We start from the raw sequence: 25,219 nt of genomic DNA, 5'->3' as shown, positions 1-25,219 counted from the left end.
TATCTGATGGACAAAGCAGCCCTGCGCCGCAGCTTGATAGACCAGCGCCTCAATCTTCCCGACCGACTGCAGCGCGCCGACGCGCTGCAACAGGTCATGCGCTTTTGGCTGATCCAACGGCCCGACACCGTGATCGGCGCCTATTGGCCGATCAAGGGAGAGTTCGATCCGCTGCCCGCGCTTCACCGCTGGAAGGAAGATGGCGAGCTACAGGGTACCCCACAAAGGCGCCGAATCGGACTGCCGGTGATTGACAAGCAGCGTAAGACACTCAGCTTTCACGCCTGGTACCCGGGCTGTCCCATGGAAGAGGATGCCTACGGTATTCCCAAGCCCAAGGACACCGAAACCCTGACCCCCACCCTGCTGTTCGTGCCCTGCGTGGGCTACGCGGCCGGCGGCTACCGCCTGGGCTATGGCGGGGGTTTCTACGACCGCACCCTGGCCGAACTGCAGCCCAAGCCCTTCACCGTGGGCCTGGGCTACGGCTGCGGCTATGTGGACGAGTTCGAGCCCGAGCCGCATGACCTGCCCCTGGACGCCATCTTGAACGACCACGGAGTCGTCTGGCCGGTGTAGAACAAGCACCCCCTGAGGCGCTGCGCGCCTTCCCCCTCTCTGCCCGCTTCGCGGGGGAGGGGGACGACACCCTCACTGCGGGGCGGCCCTTGCTCGGTGTCCCTCGCTTTTGGCCGCGCCGGTTTTTAGCGCTGTGCTTCTTTAGTTTGCTGTCTCGCGCTGCGCCTGCCATTGATGCCAGCCGCGGGCTCGCAGGTCGCAGGCGGGGCAGGTTCCGCAGCCGTAGCCCCAGTCGTGCAGCGTCTCGCGCGTGCCCTGGTAGCAGGTGTGGGTGTCGCGCTGGATGAGGTCCACCAGGGTGTCGCCGCCCAGGTCGTGGGCCATTTGCCAGGTTTGGGCCTTGTCTATCCACATCAGCGGCGTTTCGATGCGCAGGCGCCGCTCCAGGCCCAGGTTCAGGGCGAGCTGCATGGCCTTCATGGTGTCGTCTCGGCAGTCGGGGTAGCCGGAGTAGTCGGTCTCGCAGACGCCGGTGACGATCACCGACAGACCGCGCCGATAGGCCAGCGCGCCGGCCAGGGTCAGGAACAGCAGGTTGCGGCCGGGCACGAAGGTGTTGGGCAGGCCGTCGGCCTGCATGGCGAAGGCCACGTCCTCGGTCAGGGAGGAGCCGCCGATCTGTTGCAGCACGTCCAGCGAGAGGACATGGTCATCGCCCAGGCGCGGAGCCCATTGGGGAAAGTCCCTGGCCAGCCGCTCGCGCACCTGCTGGCGCACCTGCATTTCCACGCTGTGACGCTGGCCGTAGTCAAAACCCAGGGTCTCGACGCGCTCGTAGAGCGACAGCGCCTGCGCCAGGCAGGTGGTCGAATCCTGGCCGCCGGAAAACAGGACCAGCGCAGCCGTGTGGCGCGCCGCTGGCGCCTGGGGAGAAGAGCTATCGTTTTGCATGGAACGCATTAGAGCGCGCCCAGGCAGCGCCCGGCTCCTACATGGGTTTTCCTGCCATGCTTGCTAAGCTGTAGGGCCTATCGCGGAGGTTGCGGCCATGCTCACGCTCTATATCGGCAACAAGAATTATTCGTCCTGGTCCATGCGCCCCTGGGTGCTGATGCGCCAGGCCGGCATTGCTTTCGAAGAGGTCATGCTGCGCTTTGACAGCTTCGACGAGCAGTCCGCCTTCAAGCAGCGCGCCCGCGCGCTCTCGCCCTCGGGCCGCGTGCCCGTGCTCATGGATGAAGGCATGGCCATCTGGGACAGCCTGGCCATCTGCGAGTACCTGGCCGAGAAATTCCCTGAAAAGCACCTGTGGCCCACGCTGGCGCTGAACCGCGCCCGCGCGCGCAGCCTCTGCGCCGAGATGCACAGCGGCTTCGGCGCCCTGCGCTCGCTGTGCCCGATGAACATCGAGGCCCAGCTGCCCGAGGTCGGCGCGCGACTATGGGCAGAGAACGTCGCACTGCGCGACGATGTGCAGCACCTGTCCGAGCTGTGGCAACCGCTGCTGTCCACGGCCAGCGGCCCCATGCTGTACGACCAGTTCAGCATCGTCGATGCCTTCTTCGCCCCCGTGTGCATGCGCCTGGCGACCTATGAGCTTCCCGTGGCACCGGCCATCGACGCCTATGTGCGCCGCGTGCGCGCCCTGCCCGGCGTGCAGGACTGGGTGCAGGGCGCACTGGCCGAGCATGATTTCCGGCCGTTCGAGGAACCGTACCGCACGGCTGCGGCGGGCTGAGTGCCTCCTGTCTGCTGCCAGTCCGGCGCCTGTCAGAACGGCTCGGCCAGCAGATGCACCAGGCTGTGCACGCCATCGAAGTAGTTGCCCAGGCGCATGTTCTCGTCAAAGCTGTGCTGGTTGTTGTCGGCATTGACCAGGGGCACGATGACGAAGGGAATCTTCAGCGCCTGAACAGCCGCGCCCGTGGGCACGGTGCCGCCCATCATGCGGATCTGCACCGGGTCGCTGTCCCAGGCCTTGTTCATGCCCTTGCGCAGCCACTGGCCGACAGGGGCATCCAGCGGTGTGCGAACGGCAGAGCCGGAGGCTGATACACCGCCCAGCTTGAGGGTGGCCAGCTTGGGGTGGCTGGCACGCTGCTCGGCCGTGGGCGGGCCATCGACCAGATGGAAGCCCTGCGCCTCGATATGGGTGCGCAACAGCTTCTCCAGCCGCTCGGGAGGCGTCTCGGGCACGGTGCGCATGTCGATCTCGGCCACGGCCACGGAGGGCACGACGGTGCGGGCCTTGCTGCCCACCTCGGCGCTTTGCAGGCCGCGCACGTTCAGCGAGGGGTACTGCATGGACTCCTGGTAGTTGCGTCCCACGGTCTCGGCCTTCGCAATGCCCAGGCGCTTGCGCAGCGCAGCCTCGTCGTCGGGCACGGCCTGCATCACCTCGCGTGCCTGCGCATCGAACTCGATGCCGTCGTAGTAGCCCTGGATCAGCACCTTGCCGTCATCGCCCTTCATGCTGGCCAGCAGGCGCGCCAGGGTCTGGGCCGGATTGGCCGCGTAGTTGCCGTAGTGGCCGCTGTGCAGTTCCTGGCTGGCGCCATAGACAGTGAGCGTGGCCTGGGCAATGCCCCGGTTGCCGAACACCAGGGTGGGCCGGTTGCTGGCGTGCATGGGGCCGTCGAGCACCACCATGGCGTCGGACTTCAGCGCGCCCAGGTTCTCGCCGATCACGCGGCCCAGCGTGGGAGAGCCCTTTTCCTCTTCGGAATCCAGCAGTACCTTGATGTCCACGCCCGGCTGCTTGCCCTGGGCCTTGAGCGCATCCAGCGCCGCCAGCAGCATGACGATGGGCGCCTTGTCGTCCGAGGACGAGCGCGCAAACACGCGCCACTGCGGATCGGGCTGCTCGCCGTACAGCTGCTCCAGCGGCAGCGCGGCCCAGCGGCCGTCGGGCTGGCGCTGCTTGAGCGTAGCCTGCCAGGGGCTGGCCTGCTGCCACTCCTCGGGCTTGACGGCCTGGCCGTCAAGGTGGGCGTAGAACAGCACGGTCTTGCGCCCGGGCCCAGCCGACGGCAGCGTGGCCATCAGCATGGGCTTGTCGCCATTGGCCAGTTGCCGTACCTCGAAGCCCCGCCGCTCGAAGGCCTTGGCAAACCAGGCCACGTTCTTCTGGATATCGGCGGGCACATTGGCGTCGTTGGGCAGGGCCAGCACCTCGACCCATTCATGCAGGCTGGCACGGGCCGCCTGCCGGGTGGTGTCGGCCAGCGGTGCGGCGCTGGCTGCGGACAGCGGGCCGGCAGCCGCCAGGCCCAGGATCAGGGCGGGAACACGCGGTCGAAAGGACCAAGCCATGGTTTTGTCTCCAAATGGAAAATGGGCATGCGGCGCCCCTCGGCGCCCGGTGCAGCCCGCCATCATGTCACCGCCCAGGCCGTACCATTGCGGGATGAGCGAATTTCAGGTGTACATGGTGGGCGGCGCGGTGCGCGACCGCCTTCTGGGGCGGGCCGTGCATGACCGCGATTGGGTCGTGGTCGGCGCCACGCCCGAGCAGATGGCCGAGCGCGGCTTCATGCCCGTGGGGCGGGACTTCCCCGTCTTCCTGCATCCCGAAACCCACGAGGAGTACGCCCTGGCGCGCACCGAGCGCAAGAGCGGGCCGGGCTATCGCGGCTTCGTCGTTCAGGCGGCGCCCGACGTCACGCTGGAGCAGGACCTGGCCCGGCGCGACCTGACCATCAACGCCATGGCCGCCCCGCCGGACTGGGATGGCAAAGGCGCCATCGACGATCCCTACGGCGGCCAGGCCGACCTGCAGGCCCGGGTACTGCGCCATGTGACCGACGCCTTTCGCGAAGACCCGGTGCGCATCCTGCGCGTGGCGCGCTTTGCGGCTCGGTTCCACGAATTCACGGTGGCACCGGAAACCATGGCCCTGATGCAAGAGATGGTGGCCGCCGGCGAGGTGGATGCCCTGGTGCCCGAACGCGTCTGGCAGGAGATCAGGCGGGGCCTGATGGAGCGCCAGCCCTCGCGCATGTTCGAGCTGCTGCGCGAATGCGGTGCGCTGGCCGTGCTGCTGCCCGAGCTGGAGCGCCTGTGGGGCGTGCCCCAGCGCGCCGAATACCACCCCGAGGTCGATACCGGCGTGCACGCCATGATGGTGCTGGACATGGCCGCGCAGCTGGACACCCCGCTGCCCGTGCGCTACGCCTGCCTGGTGCACGACCTGGGCAAGGGCACGACACCGGCCGATGTGCTGCCGCGCCACATAGGACACGAGCACCGCAGCGCCCGCCTGGCCGAAAAGGTGGGCGAGCGGCTGCGCGTGCCCACCGACTGCCGCGAACTGGGCGACGTGGTGGCGCGCGAGCACGGCAACATCCACCGCAGCGGCGAGCTCAACGGCGCCGCCATCGTGCGCCTGCTGGAGCGCTGCGACGCCATCCGCAAGCCCGCGCGCTTCGAACAGGCCCTTGCGGCCTGTGAATGCGACGCGCGGGGGCGCCTGGGTTTCGAGGACCGGCCCTACCCCCAGCGCGCCCGCCTGCGCGATGCGCTGGCTGCCGCGCTGTCCATCTCCACCTCGGACATCGCGGCCCAGGCCGCCGCGCGCGGCAAACAGGGCAAGGCCATAGGCGAAGCCGTGCAGGCAGCCCGCGCCCAGGCCGTGGCCGATTGGCTGGCGCAGGCGGCCTGAGCGCAAAGGCCGCCACACACGGGAATCAGGCTCGCGCCACGGGCAGGACCAGTCGCAGGCACACGGGCTGCTCGCCTCCTGCCGTCAACAAGGCCACGCTGCCGCCCAGCCGCTCGGCGATGCGCCGCACCAGGTACAGCCCCAGCCCGGCGCCGGGCCGGTGCTGGGCGTTGCGGCCACGGTAATACCTTTCGAACAACTGGTCCTGGTCCGCCTGGGCAATGGGCTCGGAGGGGTTCGAGACCTGGATCTCCAGACCCTCACCCTGCCTGGTCACGTCCAGGCGGACCGATTCGCCCTCGGGCGTGTGGCGGTCTGCATTGGCCAGCAGATTGCGCAGCGCGATGCGCAGCAGGCCGGCATCGGTGATCAGTTGCTGCGTGCCACCGCCCAGGTGGCAGACGACGCGGCCGGGCGCAAAGTCCAGGCACAAGCCATCCACCAGCGCGTGCAGGTCGCAGGGCTGCAGGCGTGGCTCGGCATGGGGCTGAGGGTCGGCCATGCGGTCATCGGCCAGGCAGTCGTCCACCAGGGCCAGCAGGCGCTGGGCGGCTTCGCGGATGTTGCGGCTGCGTGCCAACGTCTTGTCGGGCGGTGCCGCCAGATTGCGCGCCAGTTGCTGCGCACTGGTCAGAATGATGGCCAGCGGTGTGCGCAGTTCGTGCGAGACCATGGCGACAAAGTCGCGCTGCTCCTGGCGGACCCTGCGCTCCAGCACCAGCGCCTCGCTGAGTTCACTCTCGCGCAACTGGCGCTGTACAAGCTCGGCCTCCAGCAGCACCTGCTCCCGCTCTCGAACGCGCCGCCTGTGCTCGTATCCGCCGATGATCCAGCCGCTGAGCAGCAGCATGTGCGCCATGGTGCCCAGCGCGGACGCATGCGTGGACACCAGCGCGGTCAGCGCATTCATGGGCAGCCAGCCCAGGTTGCGCAGAAAAGAGATCAGCACGCCGGCATAGAAGATGCCGAACGCCAGCATGAAGAACCGTGCCGGGGCATGGCCGCGCCGCCACAGCCAAAGGGCGAATGCGAGAAAGCCCAGGGTCAGCGGCAGGGTCATGGCCTGCACCGGGACCATGCCCGCCGCGTAGTGCCCCGACACCACCAGCAGCATGCAGCACAGGCTGAACAGCCACAGCAGCGGCACGATCTGGCGCACCAGCCGCGGGTACAGCGACGCCAGGTCCAGCTGCCTGCAGGCCAGTTGCATGGAGATCGCCAGGGCGGCGGCAATGCCGCATCCCAGCAGGCGGTCGCTCCAGAACCCGGGCAGGCCCGTCAGCTGCTGCACCAGCCCCAGCGATACCACCTCATTGAGCACGCAGACGCTGAGATAGGCCAGGAACAGGCCGCTCAAGGGGGCCCGCGTGCCCAGCCAGAACACCAGCTGCACACCGATCAACAGCAGGTACAGCCCGAAATACAGGCCGAACGACAGGGCCTCGCGCCGCGTGTGGTTGTCGAACGCCAGTCGCTGCCACAGATCGATACGGGTGACGAGCGCGTTGCGCGCGCGCAGGCGCACCAGCAACTCGTAAGACCCGGCGGCAGGGGGCTCGAACTGGAATGCCGGACTGCGGTAGTCCACCGGCCAGGCGTGGCGCGGCACTTCTTCGCCGCTGCGCCCCAGCAGCTGCCAGGGGCCACCGGATCTGCGCACGTGGACCTCCACCTCGTCCAGCAGGGCATTGCCCAGCAGCAGCATCCAGCTGCCGGGCTGCTCCACCTGCAGCGGCATGCGCAGCCAGACCGCCGCCTGCGTGAAACTGGCGTTCAGGTGCCCGGGCAGCGGCTGCCATCCAGGGGCGACGTCGGCCTGCCCGGCGTCGAGCAGGCCAGCGGCGTCATCGAGCCGCTGCCACTGACCGGCGGTCTCCAGCATGGGCACATCGGGGTTCAGCAGGAGCGCCTGGGCCTGGGTCAGCAGCGGACACAGCAGCCAGGCCAGCAGCAGGAGGGTTGCACGGTAATATCGCATCGGAGGTCCACCACAGGGCCGCCAGCGTACACCAGCCTCCCGGCCTCGCCGCTCAGCCCCCTTCCCCCATGCTTGATGTGATCCTGCTCGAAGACGAGTCCGTGCTGCGCCATGAACTGGGTGAATTCCTGGAGGGCCTGGGCTACGCGCCGCAATGCGTTGCCAGCCTGCAGGAGTTCGACCGCCACTTCGACGCCCGGCGCCACCGCCTGGCCATCATCGACATCGGCCTGCCCGATGGCAGCGGCCTGGCCCTGATCCAGCGCCTGCGCCAGCAGGGCCAGCAACTGGGCATCATCGTGTTCAGCGCGCACAACACCAGCGCCAACCGCATCGACGGCCTGGAAAACGGAGCCGACCACTATCTGGGCAAAGGCTGTGATCTGGACGAGCTGGAGGCCACGCTGGCCGCGCTGGTGCGCCGCCTGGGCCTGCAGCAGCGCCAGGCGCGCTGGCTGTTGCAGCTGGGTCCGAGCCGCCTGCTGCCCCCATCGGCCCCGCCGGTCGCGCTCTCCCAGCAGGACCTGCTGGTGCTGCAGTGCCTCATGGGCCAGGCAGGCACCGAGGTAAGCCGCCGAAAGATCGTGCAGGCCCTGGGCGGCGACTACCTGGTCTACGACCAGCGCCGCCTGGACACCCAGATGCGCCGGCTGCGCCGCAAGGTGGAGGAGGCCAGCGGCCAGCAACTACCCGTCAAGACGCTGCGCAACAGCGGCTATTGCTTCTACCAGCCGGGCGAAGTGCAGGCCTGAGGGCGGGCTTGAAGGCGCCCGGCCTTGGGGACCCGCAGAGAAATCAGACGACCGAACGCACCCAGCGCACGATCTCGCCGGCCGGCAAAGCGCCGGAGACACGGGCGATCTCGCGCCCTTCCTTGAACACCACCATGGTCGGGATGCTGCGGATGTTCCAGGGCGCAGCGGCCTGGGGATGGGCTTCGGTATCGAGCTTGGCCAGTTGCACGCCGGGCGCCAGCGCCTGCGCCGCCTGCTCGAAGGCCGGCGCCATCATGCGGCAGGGGCCGCACCAGGGCGCCCAGAAATCGACCACCACCGGCGCCTGGCTGCGCCCCACATGCCTGGCAAAGCTTTGCGCATCCAGCGCCACGGGCTGGCCGGTGACCAGCGGCTGGTGGCAGCTGCCGCAGTCAGGCGCGCTGCCGAGCTGGTCGGCCGCAATGCGGTTGGTGGTGTGGCAATGGGGGCAGACGAAATGCAGCTTGTCGGACATGGGCGGCCTCTTGTTCGGAAGTCATGGGGCAATGCCTGCATATACGGGCGGCGCGCCCGTGCTTCAAGCCATGCTCAGACCAGCTTGGCGATCAGGGCGGCAATCACGCTGAGCAACACGGTGCTGGCAATGGGCAGAAAAATCACGCGGCCGAACAGGCGAAAGCGGAAGTCGCCCGGCAGGCGGCCCAGGCCTATGCGCTCCAGCCAGGCGTGCAGGCCATTGAACAGCAGCAGGGCCAGGAAGATGACAAGGAGCCAGCGGATCATGGCGCCGAGTGTACGGCGGCGGCGCGTCATGGGCAGGACACATGGGCGTCCTACATTGGAAAGTCCCGTGGCGGGAGGCTTCGGGACCATTCGCGACAAGCCCCCTTCTTCCATGGCTCCATGCCGCAACAAGACAACCCCACCATGCAACACACATCCAGGCGCCTTCTTCTCGCCATCCTGCCTGCCGCCCTGCTGGCGGCCTGCGCCAGCGCTCCGGCCCCCACCACGGCAGCCGCAGCGTCGGGCGCCATCGACAACAGCGCCCTGCAGCGCAGCGATTTCCGCGCCCACCAGGCCACCTATGGCCTGGTCTACCGACTGCCGGCCGATGCCACGGCCATCATGGACAGCCAGGTCACGCCCGTGGTGCACGAGCAGTTGCTGCGCCTGAAGCTGGTGGCCGAGGCCAATACCTTCAACCTGCCCCATGTCACCGTGGTGCATATCCACAGCGCCGACCCGACCACGCCGCGCAAGATGCTGGCCGCCCTGCCGGCATTGCCGCCCGTGCTGCAGGACGTGCACCTGAAGAATTTCTACACCACCGAGGCCGCCAAGGGCGCCGGCAAGCCGTGGTGGCTGGACCTGGGCATCGTCAAGTCCGGCCCGGCCTACGAAGCCATGATGGACTTCAACACCCGCGCCACCGCCGCCATGGCACCGCTGCGCGACGGCCCGCTGCCGCGCGTGACGGGGCCCGTCTATGCCCGCATGAACGATTCGGCAAAGGCCATGGTGCAAAGCGTGGGCGTCAGCGGCATCAACCAGGTACAGGCCGGCAAGGAGGTGCGCAGCCACAATCCGCACAACACCCTGGTCTACAGCGAAGCCACCTTCACGCCCGAGATCGAGCGCGCCATGGGCGAGACCGCCGCGCGCCTGAACCGCATCCTGCCCGGCGGCTTCACGACCACGTTCGAGAACCTGTCCATCGTGGAGCTGGGTTTTTCCGGCAACGTCACGCGCGAGATCTACCGCATCAACCTCAAGGACCAGACGGCCTACGAGGTGAGCACCGGCCGCAGCGTCCAGCGCTGAGGCCGGGGCGTAGCTCTGGCCGGCGACTACAGGCGGTGCGTGCGGTCGCCGCGCACAAAGCCCATGGCGTCCCAGGGCTCCACGCCCTTGGCCAGGCCGATGACCTTGAACAGCTCGCCCATCTCGTGCTCCATCATCAGCTTGGTGGCCATGGCGCGCGGCCCCTGGGCCAGGGCGTCGAGCTTGGGTCCCAGGCCGCAGTTGATGAGGAAGTGGGCCTGCGAGGTATAGCCCAGCACCTCGAAGCCCGCCTCCTGCGCGGCCACGGCCGTGCCCGTGAAGTTCACGTGGGCCGTGATGTCCTTGAGGCCGACCTCGGCCAGCGGGTCGTCGTCCACCTTGTGCAGGCGGTGGCACACCAGGGTGCCCATGTGGCGCTGCGGATGGAAGTACTCGGACTCGCCGAAGCCGTAGTCGATGAAGAATGCAGCGCCCCGCGCCATGCGCTCGCCCAGCGTGCGTATGAAGGCCTCGCCCTGCAGATGGATCTCGGTCAGGTAGTCGTGCTCGCCCTCGATCTCCATGGGCGGGCGCAGCTGCGTGGGCCGGTCTTCCCAGCCCAGGCTGCCGTCCGGCTGCAGCACCACGCCGCGCTCGTTCCAGACACCTGCCTTGCGCACCAGCAACTGCACGGGCATGGCATCCAGCACCTCGTTGCCGATGACCACGCCTTCGAGCCGCTCGGGCAGGGCATCGGCCCAGTGCACCAGTCCTTCGTACTTCACCAGCCTGAGCTGCTGGCGCGCACGCAGCGTGCCCGACAGATCGACGATGGTGTAGCGGTCCGGTCGCACGCCCAGCGCGGCCAGCTCGTCCAGCACCTGCAGCGCCAGCGCGCCCGTGCCGGCACCAAACTCCCAGACTTCGCGGGTGTGCGTGCGCTGCAGCGCCTCGGCCACCTGGGCGGCCAGCAGTTGGCCGAAGACCGGAGACATCTCGGGCGCGGTCACGAAATCGCTGCCCGACGATGGCATCAGCCCGAACTTGGCGGTGTCATTGGCGTAGTAGCCCAGGCCCGGCTCGTACAGTGCCAGGGCCATGAAACGGTCGAAAGCCAGCCAGCCTCCAGAGGACGCAATCTCTTGCGCAACACGGGATTGCAGGGCGGCCGTTAAAATTGAGGGTTCTGTCGTCACGATCCGTACATTGTCCTCGAATGTCCACACCTGCCCGAACACGCACCGTTTTGGTGACCGGCGCGGCCCGCCGCCTGGGGCGCGACATCGCGCTCGCGCTTGCCAGCGCCGGCTGGCAAGTGGCCGTGCACTACCGCGACTCGCACGACGAGGCGCTGGAGACGGCCGCCGCCTGCGCTGAACTGGCCGGCGACAGCGCCGCCCTGGATGCCGATTTCTTCAACGAGGATTCGGTGCGCTCCCTGGTGCCGCGCGCCGTGGCGCACTTCGGCCACCTGGATGCCGTGGTCAACAATGCCTCGCTGTTCGAGCACGACGATGCAGGCAGCTTCAGCTACGTGGCCCTGGAAGCCCACCTGCGCAGCAACACCGGCGCGCCCATCCTGCTGGCCCAGGCGCTGCATGCCCATATCGAGGACCGCGTGGCGGCCGGCGAGGAGCATGCCAGCGGCGCCGTGATCAACATGCTGGACCAGAAGCTCTGGAACCAGAACCCCGATTTCCTCAGCTACACGCTGTCCAAGGCGGCTCTCGAGGCCGCCGGCACCATGCTGGCGCTGGCGCTGGCCCCCGCGTGCGCGTTGTCGGCGTGGCCCCGGGCCTGACGCTGACCAGCCACATGCTGAGCCAGGAGCGCTTCGAGTCGCTGCACCGCCTCAGCCCGCTGGGCCGCTCGTCCAGCGCGGCCGACGTGGCCGCCACCGTGTGCTTTGCGCTGGACAACCAGTCCATTACCGGCACCACCTTGCTGGTCGATGGCGGCCAGCACCTGCAGCGCTTCGAGCGCGACTTTTCCATGATGTAGGCGCCTGCGCGCGCCACCCCAAACACTCCACGGCTTTTCCCCATGCACTCCGCCACCGGACAACAGATCCTGACGCTCACGGGTTTGCGCTTCGACGCCAACCTGGGCATCCTCGCCCACGAAAAACAGATGCCCCAGCCCATCCAGGTCGATGCCGAGCTGAGCCTGGGCACCCAACCGCTGGCGCCGCGCGACGACGACATCCTGCATGTGCTGGACTACCGCAAGGTGCGCCAGATCATCATCGATGAATGCACGGCCGAGCATGTGAACCTGCTGGAGAGCCTGATCGGCAAGCTGGCCCAGCGCCTGATGCAGCTGCCCGGCGTGCTGGGCGTGCGCGTGAAAATCGCCAAGCTGGAAATCTTTGAAGACTGCGAAGTGGCCATTCGCATAGAAACCGGACAATGGTAGTTGTTTCATGCCCCCATCTGGCGTGATGGCTGTCTGCCGCTGTGTGGGATAGCGACCAAAGACAGATAAATTTTCTTGCAGGTTGATTTTTCAGAATCTTCCCAAATGGCAACCAATCAAATACCAAATAAAATGCCACCATGGATATGCTTACAGATTTCTTAAATGATTTTAATAACGTACTATCCGCCCTGAAAGCATGGTGGCCCGTACTTGCTGTTGCCACATTTCTTGAAATCCTAAAACCTGGGAAGAAATCGCATTGGCCCACCATTCTCTCCAATATTATTTACCTACCACTAGGCTTAGCCATCGGAGCTACGGCTCTCAGCTCCGTTATTCCATTTTTGGAAGCTTATATTCCAACAGATATCCTCCAAGCCAGAAAATGGGCTCACACTCCAATCAGACAAATCCTGCTATGGATTGCATATATCGCATTTTTTGACTTCCTTTACTACTGGCTACATAGAGCACAGCACCAGATTCCATTTCTGTGGCGCTACCACATGGTGCATCACTCGGATGTCAACACCTCAGCTACCACAGTAGGACGCCATCACTGGCTTGAAGAGGGTTTTCGATTTTTCATCATCACTGCTCCGCTGATATTCCTGATGGGAGGTACCAAGAATATGCCATTGTGGGTCGCCATATTAATGTCACTCAATGGAATATTCATGCACTGGAATGTATCTTTCAGATTCGGAATGCTGGAAAAAATCATTATCACACCTGCATACCACAGAATTCACCACTCCATTGAAGAGCATCACTACGATAGAAATTTTGGCGTCTTCACTCAGATGTGGGATCGTATTTTCCTCACACGCCACCTTCCGAGCCCAGAAGAGTTTCCGGTCACCGGAATTTCCGGCCTATCACACATCCGTAGCTGGGCGTTGCTGCTTCCATGGCCTATAGTTCTTAGTGAGCGCAAATCTATTCCTCGAGAAGCAGCAAAACCTCATGAAGCGATTGACTAAAGGATACCCACCATGTTCAATAATCCAGATTTTTCTGACATCGCTACTTCCGATTTAGAGGAACCCAAGAACAGCATCAAGATCGAGCGCGAGCAGGTCAAGCTGGAAAAGCGCCTGTGCCGCGAGGTGGGCCGCGCCATCACCGACTTCAACATGATCGAGGAAGGCGACAAGATCATGGTCTGCATGTCGGGCGGCAAGGACAGCTACACGATGCTGGACGTGCTGCGCAAGCTGCAAAAGCGCGCGCCCGTGAAGTTCGAGCTGGTGGCTGTGAACCTCGACCAGAAGCAGCCCGGTTTTCCCGACCATGTGCTGCCCGAGTACTTCAAGAGCATCGGCGTGGACTACCACATCGAAACGCAGGACACCTACAGCGTGGTCAAGCGCGTGGTGCCCGAGGGCAAGACCACCTGCGGCCTGTGCTCGCGCCTGCGCCGGGCCATCCTGTACAAGGTGGCGGACGAGCTGGGCTGCACCAAGGTGGCCCTGGGCCACCACCGCGACGACATCGTGCAGACGCTGATGCTCAACATGTTCTACGGCGGCCGCATGAAGGGCATGCCCCCGAAGCTGGTCTCGGACGACGGCAAGCATGTGGTGATCCGCCCGCTGTGCTACGTGCCCGAGAAGGACACCGTCCGCTGGGCCCAGTACCAGAACTTCCCCATCATCCCCTGCAACCTCTGCGGCAGCCAGGACGGCCTGCAGCGCGTGGCCGTGGGCGAGCTGCTGCGCGAGTGGGACAAGAAATTCCCGGGCCGCGTGGAAAGCATGTTCCGCGCCATGGGCCACATCGTGACCACGCACATGATGGACCCCGAGCTGCACGACTTCAAGAACGCCAAGGCCACCGGCATTGCCGACCCCAACGGCGACATGGCCTTCGACCATGAAGAGATGCCCGTCTCCGCATCACTGCCCGGCCTGCAGGTGGTACAACTGTCGTCCTGACGGCTGAACCTATAACAATCGCCCCACTCCAACCAAGGCCCGTGCAAACGGGCCTTTTTTCGACCAAGGAGTACACCATGAAGCTGCGCTGCATCCATGTCCTGGCCATCGTGGCCACGGCCTTGCTCACGGGCTGCGCCAGCGTGCGCGAAGTCCAGAGCACCGTCCAGAGCTATTCCACGCTGGGCGCCCTGCCCGCGCCGCCCACCTACCGCCTGGAAGTGCTGCCCTCGCAACGCGAGGCGCAGACGCATTTCGCGGCCATCGAGTCCCAGGCCCAGCAGGCCCTGGGCCGCGTGGGCCTGCAGCGCGACGACTCCCGGGCCAGCCTGATCGTGCAGATCGGTGCCGACGCACGCTATGCGCGCGACTACGCCGCCTGGCCCTACTACGACCGCTGGGGCGGCCCGCGCTGGGGTTGGGGCGTGGGCTACGGGCGCGGCTGGGGCATGGGCTTTGGCGGCAGCTTCATGTTCGACGGCCCGCCGCTGGAGTACTACCGCGCCGTCAGCATCGTGATGCGCAACGCCACCACGCAGCAAATCGTCTACGAGACCTCGGCCCAGCGCCAGGATGTGTGGACCGATGACCCGGCCATCTTCGGCATCCTGTTCGACGCCGCCCTGACCGGCTTCCCCAACCCGCCCAAGGGCTCGCGCGTGGTGCGCACCACCATCGGTCCGGTGCAGCAGGGTGGCGCGCCGGCGCAGCCGCCGGCCCAGGGGGCGCCTGCAGTCCAGGCGGCACCGGCCACGCCAGCACCCGCCCGGTAAGCCATCGTGTCTCAGAAGCAAAGGCCTGCATCCGCAGGCCTTTTTTGCATGGTGATGGCGCTTGAAGCAGTGCCTCAGTGCACATGCTCCATATCCGGCACGGCAGCCATCAGCGCGCGCGTGTATGCATGCTGCGGTGCATCGAGCACGGCGCCGGCCTCGCCGGTCTCGACCAGGCGGCCGCGCTGCATGACGCCGATGTCGTCGCACATGTGGCGGATCACGGCCAGGTTGTGGCTGATCAGCAGATAGGTCAGGCCGAACTCCTCCTGCAGGTCGCGCATGAGGTTGAGCACCTGGGCCTGGACCGAGACGTCCAGCGCCGAGGTGGGCTCGTCGCAGATGATGAACTCAGGCCGGCTGGCCAGGGCGCGCGCGATGGCGATGCGCTGGCGCTGCCCGCCCGAGAACTGGTGCGGGTACTTGCGCGCATCGTCGGGCTTCATGCGCACGCGGCGCAGCGCCTCCTGCACGCGCTCGGCCGTCTCGTCCTTGCCGGCCGTGAGGGCCAGCACCTGCAGGGGCTCGGCAATCAGTTCCTGCACGGTCCAGCGCGGGTTCAGGCTGGCATACGGGTCCTGGAAGATCATCTGGAAGCGTCGGCGCATGGCCACGGTCTGGGCGGCCGGGCTCCACTTGTCCACGCCGTCGAACAGCACGGTGCCGCTGGTGGGCGGCGTCAGCCCGGCCACCATGCGCGCCACCGTGGATTTCCCCGAGCCGGACTCACCGACCAGGCCGAAGGTGGAGCCCCTGCGGATCGAAAAGCCGACGCCGTCCACGGCCTTGAGGATCTTTTTGTCCTCGCGCGCCAGCAGCCGGGCCAGCCAGCCGCTGGACAGGTCGAACTCCTTGCACAGATCCCTGACCTCCAGCAGGGCAGCCGCGGGCTCCTGCGCACCGGCCCCGGGCTGCCAGGGCACGGCGGGCGCGGCCGGGCCGCCGCCCACCTCGGGCACGGGCAGGCGCTGCACGCGGTGGTGCACGCTGGGAATGGCGCCCATCAGCACCTGGGTGTAGGGCTGCTGCGGCGCGTCCAGCACCTGGCGCACGGGGCCGGTTTCCAGCACGCGGCCCTGGTACATGACCATGACGCGGTCGGCCGTCTCGGCGATCACGCCCATGTCGTGCGTGATCAGCATGGCGGCCGCGCCGCGCTCCTTGCACACGCGGCGCAGCAGGGCAATGATCTGCGCCTGCACGGACACGTCCAGCGCCGTGGTGGGCTCGTCGGCAATGATGAGCTCGGGCTCGGCGCACAGCGCCAGGGCGATGGCCACGCGCTGGCGCATGCCGCCCGAGAACTGGTGCGGATACTGGGCCATGCGCTCGCGCGCCTGCGGGATCTCCACCTCTTCGAGCAGGGCCAGCGCGCGCGCCTCGGCCTCCTTCTCGGAGACGGGCAGATGCGTGCGGATGGTCTCCACCAGGTGCCGGCCCACGGTATAGACCGGGTTCAGGCTGGTCAGCGGGTCCTGGAAGATGGAGCCTATGCGCCGGCCGCGTATGCGCCGCAGGTCCTCGCCGCGCAGCGTGTCGATGCGCTCGCCGCGCAGCTGCACCGTGCCGGCCGAGATGCGGCCCGGCGGCTCGATCAGGCCGATCACGGCGGCGCCCGTCATGGACTTGCCCGCGCCCGACTCGCCCACCACGCCCAGGATCTCGCCGGGCGCGATGTCGAAGGACACATCGTCCAGCACCTGCACGGGGCCCTTGTAGGTGTCGAAGGTGACGGACAGGCCGCGAACGCTCAGCACCGCAGGCTGTGCAAGGGGCTGCCCGGATTCTTGTGTCGTGCTCATTGCAGCTTGGGGTTCAGTGCGTCGCGCAGCCAGTCGCCGACGAGGTTGACGGACAGCGCCAGCGCCAGCAGCACCAGCGAGGGGAACAGCAATATCCACCACTCGCCCGAGAACAGGAAGCCCTGGCCGATGCGGATCAGCGTGCCCAGCGAAGGCTGGGTGGGCGGCAGGCCCACGCCCAGGTAGGACAGCGTGGACTCGGCCACGATGGCATGCGCGAAGCTGATGGTGGCGATGACCAGGATGGGCGCCAGCAGGTTGGGCAGGATGTGGCGCACCAGGATGGCCACGCGGCTGCGGCCAATGAGCTGGGCCGCCAGCACGTAGTCCTTGTGCTTTTCCACCATCACCGCGCCGCGCACGGTGCGTGCGTACTGCACCCAGTCGGACAGGCCGATGGCCACGATGATCACGAAGACCGCCATGTCGTCGCGGTAGCCCTCGGGCAGCAGGCCGCGTGCGATGCCGAAGACCAGCAGCGCCACCAGGATCACGGGAAAGGTCAGCTGCACATCGGCGATGCGCATCATCAGCGTGTCGAACCAGCCGCCCGCATAGCCGCAGACCAGGCCCAGCGGCACGCCGATCAGCAGGGACAGCCCCACGGCCGACACGCCCACCAGCACCGACATGCGCAGCCCGTAGAGGATGGCGCTCCACACATCGCGACCCTGGTCGTCCGATCCCAGCGCGTACAGCGTGCCGCTGGTGCCCGCCTGGCCCGGGGGCGTGAAGGCATCCATCAGGTCCAGATTGGCCGGATCGAAGGGGTTCTGCCAGGCCAGCCAGGGCGACAGCAGCGTGGCCGCCACGATCAGCGCCAGCACCAGCGCCGCCGCCTGCACCAGGCGCGAGCGTGCAAAGGCGCGCTTGACCGGCGAGTCGCTGGCGCGCCAGCCCGTGGGAGGGATTGCTTGTTTGGCGGAATCGGTCATCGGTTTCTCAAGCGGGGGTCCACGATCACGTACAGGAAATCGACGAGCAGGTTGATGCCCACATACAGCAGCGCGATGAACATCAGGTAGGCGGCGATCAGCGGCACGTCCACGCCCTGGATGGAGGAGATGAACAGCAGGCCCACGCCGGGCCACTGAAACACGGTCTCGGTGACGATGGCAAAGGCGATCAGCGAGCCGATCTGCAGGCCCGCGATGGTGATCACGGGAATCAGGGTATTGCGCAGCGCATGGCCGAAGTACAGGTCGCGCTCGCGCAGCCCGCGCGCACGGCCGAAGCGCATGTAGTCGGCGCGCAGCACCTCCAGCATCTCGGCGCGCACCAGGCGCATGATCAGCGTCATGTTGTAGAAGCCCAGCGTGATGGCCGGCAGGATCAGCGCCGACCAGCCCGAAGCCGTCAGCAGCCCGGTCTCCCAGCCGCCCAGCTTCACCGTCTCGCCGCGCCCGAAGGACGGCAGCCAGCGCAACTCCACGGCAAACAGGTAGATCAGGGCGATGCCGATCAGGAAGGTGGGCAGGGACACGCCCACCAGCGACACCGTCATGATCGAGCGGCTCAGCCAGCCCTCGCGCCGTATGGCCGTGTACACGCCCAGCGCCACGCCGATGACCAGGGCGAACAGCGCCGCCGTCATCGCCAGCTCCAGCGTGGCGGGCAGGCGCTCGGCAATGATCTCGGTCACGGGGCGCTTGAGCCGGTAGGAGATGCCCAGGTCGCCCTGCAGCACCTTGCCCACGTAGCCCAGGTACTGCAGGGGCACGGGCTTGTTGAAGCCCAGGCTTTCCGTCAGCGCCTCGCGCTCGGCAACCGTCGCGTCCTCGCCCAGCAGGCTGATCGTGGGATCGCCGATATGGCGGAACACCATGAACGAGACAAAGGAAACGGCCAGCAGGACCAGGGCGGACTGGCCCAGCCGGCGCAGCAGATGGACCAGCATCGGCGCTTACTTCTTCTCGAACTTGACGAACTTGAAGTGCAGCGCGTTGTCCGGGTGCACGGGCACATTGATCCGGGGCACGGACGCGAAGTGGATCACCTGGTCATGCAGCGCAATGTAGAAGCGCTCCTTTTGCACCGTCTCCCAGATGCTCTTGATGGTGGCATCGCGCTTTGCCTTGTCGCTCTCCGAGGACAGGGACAGGATCTTGGCATCCACATCGGCATTGCTGTAGTGCGTCGCGTTCTGCGCGCCACGGCTGTCCTTGCCGCGCGTGTGCACCAGGAAGTCGAAGATGTAGGCCGAGTCATAGGTGGGCACGCCCCAGCCGTACAGGTAGAAGTCGCTGTCCGCCTTGGTCAGCGAGACGCTGTGCATGGCGATCGGCCGGGCCGAGACTTCGGTCTTGATGCCGATGCGGCCCAGGAAGCCCGCCACCGCCGTGGCAATGGCCTCGTCGTTCACATAGCGGTCGTTGGGCGTGTTCAGCGTGATGGTGAAGCCGTTGGGGTAGCCCGCCTCGGCCAGCAGCTGCTTGGCCTTGGCGGCATCCGCCTTGGGATAGGCCGCAAAGGCCTTGTCATAGCCATTGACGAACGACGGCGCGATCACGCCCGTGGGAATCGACAGGCCGCGCATCACCGAGCGCTTGATCGCATCGCGGTCGATGGCCAGCTCGATGGCCTGGCGCACCTTGGGATCGGCCAGCGGATTCTTGCCCTTGACGTTGCTGCTCTTGAGCTCGGCCGCACCCACGTTCAGTCCCAGGAAGATGGAGCGGTTCTCGGGGCCTTCATTGATGCGCAGGCGCTTGTCCTGCTTCAGGCGCGCCACGTCCTGCGCGGGAATGTCCTGGGCGAAGTCCACCTCGCCCGACAGCAGGGCCGCCACGCGCGTGGCCGGGGACTTGATGGGCAGGTAGATCAGCTCGGTCACCTGCAGCGGGAACTGGCCCTTGCCCCAGTAGTCGGGGTTGAGCTTCATCACCGTCCTCGAATCGACCTCGCGGCTGGCCAGCACATAGGCGCCCGTGCCGTTGGCCGCGCGCGTGGCGCCGTTCTCGGTCTTGCTGGCCGTGTCCTGCGTGGTCTCGGCGCCGTTGGCCTTGGACCACTTCTCGCTCATGATGAAGAGGTTGGTCAGGTTGTCGGGGAAGATCAGGTTCGGGCCCTTGGTCTTCACCTGCACCGTGAGATCGTCCACGGCCTTGGCCTCCTCCATCGAGGACAGCAGGGACTTGACCTGGGCGTTCTCGCCCTTGGCGCGGTTCAGCGAGAAGACCACGTCGCGCGCCGTGAACGGCGTGCCGTCATGGAACTTGACGTTGGGACGCAGCTTGAACTCCCAGACCGACGGGTCGGAGGTCATCTTCCACGAGGTGGCCAGCGTGGGCACCAGCTTGCCGTCGGCCGAGCGGATGACCAGGGTTTCGTAGATCTGGTGCAACAGCACGAAATTGGTGCCCACGTTGAAGGCATGCGGGTCCAGCGAAGTCGGATCGGAGCCGCGCGCCCAGCGCACAGTCTCGGCCTGGGCCAGCGCGGCCGAGGTCAACAGGCCTGCGGCCAGCAAAGAACTGCCCAGAATCTTCATGATCATTTGTCTGCTCCCCTGTGGATTGATTGGAAGGGCGGCGGGTCATGCGACGCAGCAGCCGGACGCCGCAAGAAGCGGGCCATATAGGTGCGCCCCACTGTAAATAACTTTTACAGCTTGTTGAATTGATTTTTATACTTAAAAGCCATTTCCAAATAACAAGACCGCCGCCTGCGGCCCGCCATTGGCGTGCGGCCATCATGGACAGGCCAACGGCTTTGACAGCTAGTGAAAACGCGAAAGACCGACACGGCCCGCTCTGGCAAAGGTTTGCAATCGGGCACAGGTCTGCGCCGCACGGCGTGCTAATTTCAGGCCCTGTATCGAGCCTGCGGGTTGCCGCGGAAAGGAAGCATCCATGAAGACATCCATTGCCAGCGCACTGCTGTGCGCCATGCTGGGCCTGGGCGCCCTGCCCGCCCACGCGTCGGGCCTGGGCGACTCGCTGCGCCAGGCCTCGGGCCTTGGCGGTGACAAGGCCGCCGCCAGCAGCGAAGGCGCCGGCTCCGGCCTCGGCGGCATGCTGGGTGCGGGGGCAGGCGGTGCGGGTGCGCTGTCCGCCCTGGGCCTGAGCCCCTCGGCCACGGCCGGCAATGCGGCAGGCGTCATCTCCTACTGCATGAAGAACAACTACCTCAATGCCGACAAGGCGGCCCAGGTCAAGGACCAGTTGCTGGGCAAGCTGGGCATGCAAAAGCAGGAAGAGCCCAAGGACACGGGATTCCAGAACGGCCTGGGCGGCCTGGTCACCGGCTCCAACGGCAAGAGCTTCAGCATCGACAAGCTCAAGGGCGACCTCAAGGAAAAGGCCTGCGACTTCGTGCTGAACAACGCAAAAAGTCTTATTTGATCCCCCTGAGGCGCTGCGCGCCTTCCCCCTGAGGGGGACGACACCCTCGGTGCGGGGCGGCCCTTCCTCGGTGTCCCTGGGTTTAGGGCGCGCCAGTTTCGCCTTTTAGTTGACTATGCCAAGGATCCACTTGGCCTGCGCACCTGGGCCATGCAGGCTCCCGCAGCTTGCAGGACAATGCCTGCTCTTTTTGCAGCTTCCCCACGCCAGCCCCTCATGCAAGCCACGCGCATCATTGCCATCCGCCACGGAGAAACCGCCTGGAATGTGGACGCCCGCATCCAGGGCCATCTGGACATTCCTCTGAACGACATGGGACTTTGGCAGGCCGCCCAGGCCGGCAAGGCCCTGGCGGGCGAGCCGGTGGCCGCCATCTACAGCAGCGACCTTCTGCGTGCCTATGTCACGGCCGAGGCCGTGGCCGCAAGCACGGGGGCGACGCTGACGGCCGACAAGGGCCTGCGCGAGCGCTGCTTCGGCAGCTTCGAGGGCCAGACCTTCAACGATATCGAGGCATCCCACCCGGAGGATGCGCTGCGCTGGCGCAAGCGAGATCCCGAGTTCGTGCCCGCAGGCGGCGGCGAGTCGCTGCTGATGCTGCGCGACCGCATCTCGGCCACGGTGAACCGGCTGGCCAGTGGCCATCCCGGCGAGCAGATCGTGATCGTGGCGCATGGCGGCGTGATGGATGTGCTCTACCGCCTGGCCACGCACCAGGAAGTGCAGGCGCCCCGCACCTGGGCGCTGGGCAACGCGGCCATCAACCGCCTGCTGTGGACGCCCCAGGGCCTGGGCCTGGTCGGCTGGGGCGATGTGCAGCACCTGGAAGGCGGTGCGCGCGACGAGGTTTTCAGCTAACTACCCGCACGGGAAGGGCGCCGCAGCGCACCTCCCCGCCACTTGTCGCTTACCAGTTGTCGTCGTCCTTCTTGCCGACCGGGGCATCGGCCTCCTTGGCGGGCGATGCCGCGCGGCGTGCTGCGGGCGGTTGTGCGGCACGGGCCGGTGCGGCCTGGGGCTCACCCGCAGCGGCCGTATCACCTGATGCAGCCTGTGCAGCCAGCACGGGCGCGGCGGATGCCTTCAGCACTTCACGCACCTGCAGCCCGCCCGGTGGCAGGTCTTCCATGCCGCCGCGCATGTTCTCCAGGTGGCCGTAGGAGAGGTTGGGGGTCACGCGATCGACCACCAGTTCGCAGCACGGTGACTCCAGGCGCCCCAGGCTTTGCCCTGTCTGCGGGTCCTTCATCTCCTTGCCCATGGCCACCACCTGGTAGCGCGCGCCCTCCTTCACGGCCTGGCCGCCCTGGCTCAGCACCACGCTTTCGCCATCGCGGGCGACCACGGTCAGCGGAAAGGTGCGCTGCAGGATGGAGCTGACCACGCCGGCGACCAGCGCATCGCTCATGTCGGTCATGACCTTGTTGCCATCCACGCCCGCGCCCAGCGTGGTCGGTGCCGTGGAAGGGACGGAGCCGCGCAGCGAATCCGATGCCGTGACCTGGCGCGTGGCCACGTTTACCAGCTTCTGCGACAGGGCCCAGCCGCCCGAGTAGCTCACCAGTTGGCGGTCGCTGGTCTTGAGCTGGCGGGCATGGCGGTTGTAGGCAAAGCTGCTGACGCGGGCGCTCCACACCAGATCGGCGCTGGCAGCCTGGGACAGCTTGGCCAGCTCGGCGCTGGGCGCCTGGCCCGTGGCGATGATGGCCAGTTCCTGCTCGATCTCGGGGCTGAATTCGCGGTCCAGCACGGCAAAGCGGCCCGTCTGCACCAGGGCGTCGCTGATGCGCTGGCGCAAGGTGGCGGACAACTCGGCGGCCGCAACGCTGCGGTCGCCCATGGGCAGCGAGGCCTGCTCGAAGCGCACCGGCCCCACAACGACCTTGATCTTCTGCATCTCGGCCGAAGGCTTGAACTTGGAGATGCTGGCCTTGATGGTGTACTTGTAGCGCTTGGCCCAAGGCTTGGGTTCCTCCAGATCCACCACCTGGACCGACTGGATGACGCCACCGGACTTCTGCTTGACCACCTCGGCGAAGGCGCTGGCACGCAGCGAGGCGGCGTCCTGCCCCAGCGCCACGTCGAGGCCGTACTTGGCCGTGACCGAGGCAGACTGGATCACCGCGCCATTGACCTGCAGCAGCGCCATCTGCAATGCCTGCGCCATGGCCTCTCCAGGAGACTGGCCCAGGCCGATGACCTGGACCTCGACGGTCTCCAGCCTGCCCACGTCGGGCACGGGCGGGGCGACGCTTTGGGGTTGTTCAGGCGCGTCGGTCCTGGGCTGCTCGGACGGCTTGTCGCCACAGCCGGACATGGCGGCACAGGCAGCCACGACGGCCGCAATGATGCGGATACGCATAGAAAGTGCTCCTTGCCTGTACCGGATCACAGCTTGAGCGTGCCCAGCGCGGCCGTGGCGTCAGCCGCATTGGCCGGCACCTCGATGTCGTTGGCCCGCGCGAAGGCGATGGCCGTCTGCACGGTGCTGAACAGGTCGGAGGCCGAGCCGGGGAACTTGGACACCACCCAGGCCGCGGAGGTGAGCTTGGTCAGCTGCATGGGGTTGGCGCTTTGCAGGCTCTTGCCCATGACCGATACATCCTTGCCCATGCCGGCGTACTTCACGCTGCCGTTGACCAGGTGCACCAGCCCCTCGGCGAAGGTGGCCTTGGAGGCGGCATCGAGCACGGGCTTCTTCGCCATGGACTCGGCAATCGCGCCGCTGGTGTCCGAGACCACCTTGTTGCCATCGCCCAGCGCGCCGATGGTCGCGCCATCGCCCAGGCTGTCCGCCGTGCTGGCGGCGCTGGCAGCCTGCTCCTTCAGGCCCAGGGCCGTGGCCATCTTGGCATTGGCGCTGAGCACCTCCTTGCTGGCGCCCACATAGCTGCGCACCAGGGCGTCGCCCTGGCCGGCCACGTCGGCAGAGCCGCTGCCGCCCATGAGCTTGCCGACACCCGGGATGGAGGGCATGGAGAACTGGGCCTGTGTCAGGGCGGGGCTGGCCATGGCGGCGGCAACGGCGACGGTGGTGAAGAGCTTTTTCATGGAGATGGACTCGGGTTGCAGCAGTCCGTGAACGCGGACGGCGAAGATAAAAACGAGGTAAGCGTGGAAAGCGAGGAAAGCGAAAGAACGGAAAAAAGGTCCGGCTGCATGGCAGCCGGACCTTGGAAGCCGCAGCGCTCAGCGCAGGCCCAGATTGGTGACCTGGCTGGTGAGATCGCGGGCCGCGTTGTTGGCGGCCAGCTTCAGCGCGTTGTTGCGCGCCTCATCCTCGGACGGACCCATGCCCGCGTACAGCACGGGGCCGACGGCGGCAATCGTGTCGGGAATGGTCTGGGCGATGTCCAGGATCTTGGCGTTGACCGTCACGCTCACGCGCATCAGGCCGGTCTGGGGATCGGGTTCGCCCATGCCCACATCCAGCGTGCCCAGGGCGATGTAGGGAATCTGCGCCGTGCGCATGCCGGCCACCATGGCCGCCAGCGTCGAGGGCTGCAGGTCCATGCCGCTCTTGTAGTCGTTCTCCACGGCCGCGACCTTGAAGTGGCCGCCGGTGTAGGGCTCCACCATGGCAGCCTCTGACACCTTGAAGCCGGCCTTGGCGAAGTTGGAGGAAAAGACCTGGGACAGGTTGGCGCTGGGGATCACGCGCCAGGTGGATTCGGCCGAGCGGCGCGTCGTGCTGCCGCCGGTTTCGGAAGTGCGGCTGCTCTTGACCGAGGCGGTGCCCGAGGTCGCCGTGGAGGCATTCGTGCTGATGCGTCCGCCACGGATGGATTCACCCTCGCTGCCCTTTTCGGAAGCGCTGACCTGGGCCTTGACGTCCTCGGTCTCGTCCACGCGCTTGTAGACGCGGTCATCGAAGGACTTGGTCGTGGCCACCTGGCGCGAGACGAACATGAAGGCCAGCGGCGACCGGCCTGCGGGACCGCCCCTGGCCACGGCCGAGTTGGCCTTGACGGCATTGCGCAGATTGGCCACGTTCAGCGCCACGCGCACGGAGACCGTGTACTGCTTTCTGTCGGCGTTGTCCTCTTCGCTGAGCACGGTGTGCTCAAGGATGTAGCGATCGGGGTTGGCCAGGATCTTGTCGCGCACGGCGTCGAAATTCTCGGCCTCCGACTGGCCGGCTTCGGCGTAGTAGAACTCCACGGCCTTGAGCTGGGCCGCCATCAGCGCACGCTCCTTGTCCTGCGGGCTGACCTTTGAATCCTGGTAGCTGACCGAGGCCTTGCCGCGTGCCTGCTGCACCTGCGCGCCCGCACCGGCCGCGAACAGCGCCATGGAAAGGCACAGGAGG

General features: G+C 66.6%; 24 protein-coding genes and 1 pseudogene. 12 read left to right on the top strand and 13 right to left on the bottom strand.

Going from position 1 to position 25,219, the window contains the following annotated elements:
* Positions 1-6: 6 nt before the first annotated feature.
* Positions 7-579, top strand: coding sequence for a 5-formyltetrahydrofolate cyclo-ligase (locus CLV01_RS06500; protein WP_012203191.1), 573 nt, complete (start codon positions 7-9; stop codon positions 577-579).
* A 141-nt stretch (positions 580-720) separates the two neighbouring features.
* Here the strand turns inward: CLV01_RS06500 and queC are convergent, their stop codons facing one another.
* Positions 721-1,470, bottom strand: a complete 750-nt coding sequence (gene queC / locus CLV01_RS06495) for a 7-cyano-7-deazaguanine synthase QueC (protein WP_170962089.1) — start codon at positions 1,468-1,470, stop codon at positions 721-723.
* A 97-nt stretch (positions 1,471-1,567) separates the two neighbouring features.
* On the opposite strand from queC, the gene CLV01_RS06490 reads away from it, so the two are divergent.
* Positions 1,568-2,257, top strand: a complete 690-nt coding sequence (locus CLV01_RS06490; protein ID WP_013804272.1) for a glutathione S-transferase family protein — start codon at positions 1,568-1,570, stop codon at positions 2,255-2,257.
* 32 nt (positions 2,258-2,289) lie between these two features.
* Here CLV01_RS06490 and CLV01_RS06485 read toward each other — a convergent pair whose 3' ends face one another.
* The gene (locus CLV01_RS06485) at positions 2,290-3,831 is read right to left on the bottom strand and encodes a M20/M25/M40 family metallo-hydrolase (RefSeq protein WP_099734720.1); all 1,542 of its coding nucleotides are present in this window, start codon (positions 3,829-3,831) and stop codon (positions 2,290-2,292) included.
* A 94-nt stretch (positions 3,832-3,925) separates the two neighbouring features.
* Between CLV01_RS06485 and CLV01_RS06480 the strand changes: the two genes are divergently transcribed.
* Positions 3,926-5,179, top strand: coding sequence for a multifunctional CCA addition/repair protein (locus CLV01_RS06480; RefSeq protein ID WP_099734721.1), 1,254 nt, complete (start codon positions 3,926-3,928; stop codon positions 5,177-5,179).
* A gap of 25 nt (positions 5,180-5,204) precedes the next feature.
* On the opposite strand, the gene CLV01_RS06475 is transcribed toward CLV01_RS06480, so the two are convergent.
* On the bottom strand, positions 5,205-7,157 hold the full coding sequence (locus tag CLV01_RS06475; RefSeq protein WP_099734722.1) for a sensor histidine kinase: 1,953 nt from the start codon (positions 7,155-7,157) through the stop codon (positions 5,205-5,207).
* A 68-nt stretch (positions 7,158-7,225) separates the two neighbouring features.
* Here CLV01_RS06475 and CLV01_RS06470 point away from each other — a divergent pair, with 68 nt between their 5' ends.
* A complete protein-coding gene (locus CLV01_RS06470) occupies positions 7,226-7,909 on the top strand; it encodes a response regulator transcription factor (RefSeq protein WP_099734723.1) in 684 nt (227 codons plus the stop codon).
* 43 nt (positions 7,910-7,952) lie between these two features.
* Here CLV01_RS06470 and trxC read toward each other — a convergent pair whose 3' ends face one another.
* The gene (gene trxC / locus CLV01_RS06465) at positions 7,953-8,387 is read right to left on the bottom strand and encodes a thioredoxin TrxC (protein ID WP_012203184.1); all 435 of its coding nucleotides are present in this window, start codon (positions 8,385-8,387) and stop codon (positions 7,953-7,955) included.
* 74 nt (positions 8,388-8,461) lie between these two features.
* Positions 8,462-8,656, bottom strand: coding sequence for a DUF2905 domain-containing protein (locus CLV01_RS06460; RefSeq protein ID WP_012203183.1), 195 nt, complete (start codon positions 8,654-8,656; stop codon positions 8,462-8,464).
* 144 nt (positions 8,657-8,800) lie between these two features.
* On the opposite strand from CLV01_RS06460, the gene CLV01_RS06455 reads away from it, so the two are divergent.
* A complete protein-coding gene (locus CLV01_RS06455) occupies positions 8,801-9,697 on the top strand; it encodes a hypothetical protein (RefSeq protein WP_099735208.1) in 897 nt (298 codons plus the stop codon).
* 26 nt (positions 9,698-9,723) lie between these two features.
* Here the strand turns inward: CLV01_RS06455 and CLV01_RS06450 are convergent, their stop codons facing one another.
* Positions 9,724-10,737 (bottom strand): class I SAM-dependent methyltransferase, encoded by a 1,014-nt coding sequence (locus CLV01_RS06450; RefSeq protein ID WP_065345345.1) that lies wholly within the window; start codon positions 10,735-10,737, stop codon positions 9,724-9,726.
* 116 nt (positions 10,738-10,853) lie between these two features.
* Here CLV01_RS06450 and CLV01_RS06445 point away from each other — a divergent pair.
* The 5 genes and pseudogenes from CLV01_RS06445 (at position 10,854) to CLV01_RS06425 (ending at position 14,765) form a co-directional block, all read left to right on the top strand.
* A pseudogene (locus CLV01_RS06445) lies at positions 10,854-11,638 on the top strand (SDR family oxidoreductase).
* A gap of 42 nt (positions 11,639-11,680) precedes the next feature.
* Complete coding sequence (locus CLV01_RS06440) at positions 11,681-12,052, top strand: dihydroneopterin aldolase (RefSeq protein ID WP_013804281.1); 372 nt, start codon at positions 11,681-11,683, stop codon at positions 12,050-12,052.
* Positions 12,053-12,192: 140 nt separating this feature from the next.
* Positions 12,193-13,038, top strand: coding sequence for a sterol desaturase family protein (locus CLV01_RS06435; RefSeq protein WP_088165997.1), 846 nt, complete (start codon positions 12,193-12,195; stop codon positions 13,036-13,038).
* 12 nt (positions 13,039-13,050) lie between these two features.
* Positions 13,051-13,992, top strand: coding sequence for a tRNA 2-thiocytidine(32) synthetase TtcA (ttcA, locus tag CLV01_RS06430; protein ID WP_088165996.1), 942 nt, complete (start codon positions 13,051-13,053; stop codon positions 13,990-13,992).
* 77 nt (positions 13,993-14,069) lie between these two features.
* Entirely contained in the window at positions 14,070-14,765 is a 696-nt protein-coding gene (locus CLV01_RS06425) for a DUF4136 domain-containing protein (RefSeq protein WP_099734724.1), read from the top strand.
* Between the two features lie 74 nt (positions 14,766-14,839).
* Here CLV01_RS06425 and CLV01_RS06420 read toward each other — a convergent pair whose 3' ends face one another.
* The 4 genes from CLV01_RS06420 to CLV01_RS06405 are packed head-to-tail and all read right to left on the bottom strand — an operon-like array spanning position 14,840 to position 20,063.
* Positions 14,840-16,567 (bottom strand): dipeptide ABC transporter ATP-binding protein, encoded by a 1,728-nt coding sequence (locus CLV01_RS06420; protein ID WP_099734725.1) that lies wholly within the window; start codon positions 16,565-16,567, stop codon positions 14,840-14,842.
* Complete coding sequence (locus CLV01_RS06415; protein WP_012203172.1) at positions 16,564-17,502, bottom strand: ABC transporter permease; 939 nt, start codon at positions 17,500-17,502, stop codon at positions 16,564-16,566. Before CLV01_RS06415 ends, CLV01_RS06420 begins: the two co-directional genes overlap by 4 nt.
* On the bottom strand, positions 17,499-18,464 hold the full coding sequence (locus tag CLV01_RS06410; protein WP_012203171.1) for an ABC transporter permease: 966 nt from the start codon (positions 18,462-18,464) through the stop codon (positions 17,499-17,501). Before CLV01_RS06410 ends, CLV01_RS06415 begins: the two co-directional genes overlap by 4 nt.
* A 6-nt stretch (positions 18,465-18,470) precedes the next feature.
* On the bottom strand, positions 18,471-20,063 hold the full coding sequence (locus tag CLV01_RS06405) for an ABC transporter substrate-binding protein (protein WP_099734726.1): 1,593 nt from the start codon (positions 20,061-20,063) through the stop codon (positions 18,471-18,473).
* A 355-nt stretch (positions 20,064-20,418) separates the two neighbouring features.
* Between CLV01_RS06405 and CLV01_RS06400 the strand changes: the two genes are divergently transcribed.
* Entirely contained in the window at positions 20,419-20,910 is a 492-nt protein-coding gene (locus tag CLV01_RS06400; protein ID WP_099734727.1) for a DUF2501 domain-containing protein, read from the top strand.
* A 216-nt stretch (positions 20,911-21,126) separates the two neighbouring features.
* Entirely contained in the window at positions 21,127-21,768 is a 642-nt protein-coding gene (locus CLV01_RS06395) for a histidine phosphatase family protein (RefSeq protein WP_065345339.1), read from the top strand.
* Positions 21,769-21,817: 49 nt separating this feature from the next.
* On the opposite strand, the gene CLV01_RS06390 is transcribed toward CLV01_RS06395, so the two are convergent.
* From CLV01_RS06390 to CLV01_RS06380, 3 genes are all read right to left on the bottom strand, one after another.
* Positions 21,818-23,272, bottom strand: a complete 1,455-nt coding sequence (locus CLV01_RS06390; protein WP_099734728.1) for a CsgG/HfaB family protein — start codon at positions 23,270-23,272, stop codon at positions 21,818-21,820.
* 26 nt (positions 23,273-23,298) lie between these two features.
* On the bottom strand, positions 23,299-23,961 hold the full coding sequence (locus CLV01_RS06385) for a hypothetical protein (RefSeq protein WP_012203166.1): 663 nt from the start codon (positions 23,959-23,961) through the stop codon (positions 23,299-23,301).
* Positions 23,962-24,099: 138 nt separating this feature from the next.
* The gene (locus CLV01_RS06380; protein WP_242698967.1) at positions 24,100-25,203 is read right to left on the bottom strand and encodes a hypothetical protein; all 1,104 of its coding nucleotides are present in this window, start codon (positions 25,201-25,203) and stop codon (positions 24,100-24,102) included.
* Positions 25,204-25,219 lie beyond the last annotated feature (16 nt).

This window comes from Delftia sp. 60 (assembly GCF_002754395.1).
Taxonomy (GTDB): Bacteria; Pseudomonadota; Gammaproteobacteria; order Burkholderiales; family Burkholderiaceae_C; genus Comamonas; species Comamonas acidovorans.
Note: the sequence above shows the minus strand (reverse complement) of the source record. Positions and strands in the feature narration are given on the sequence as shown.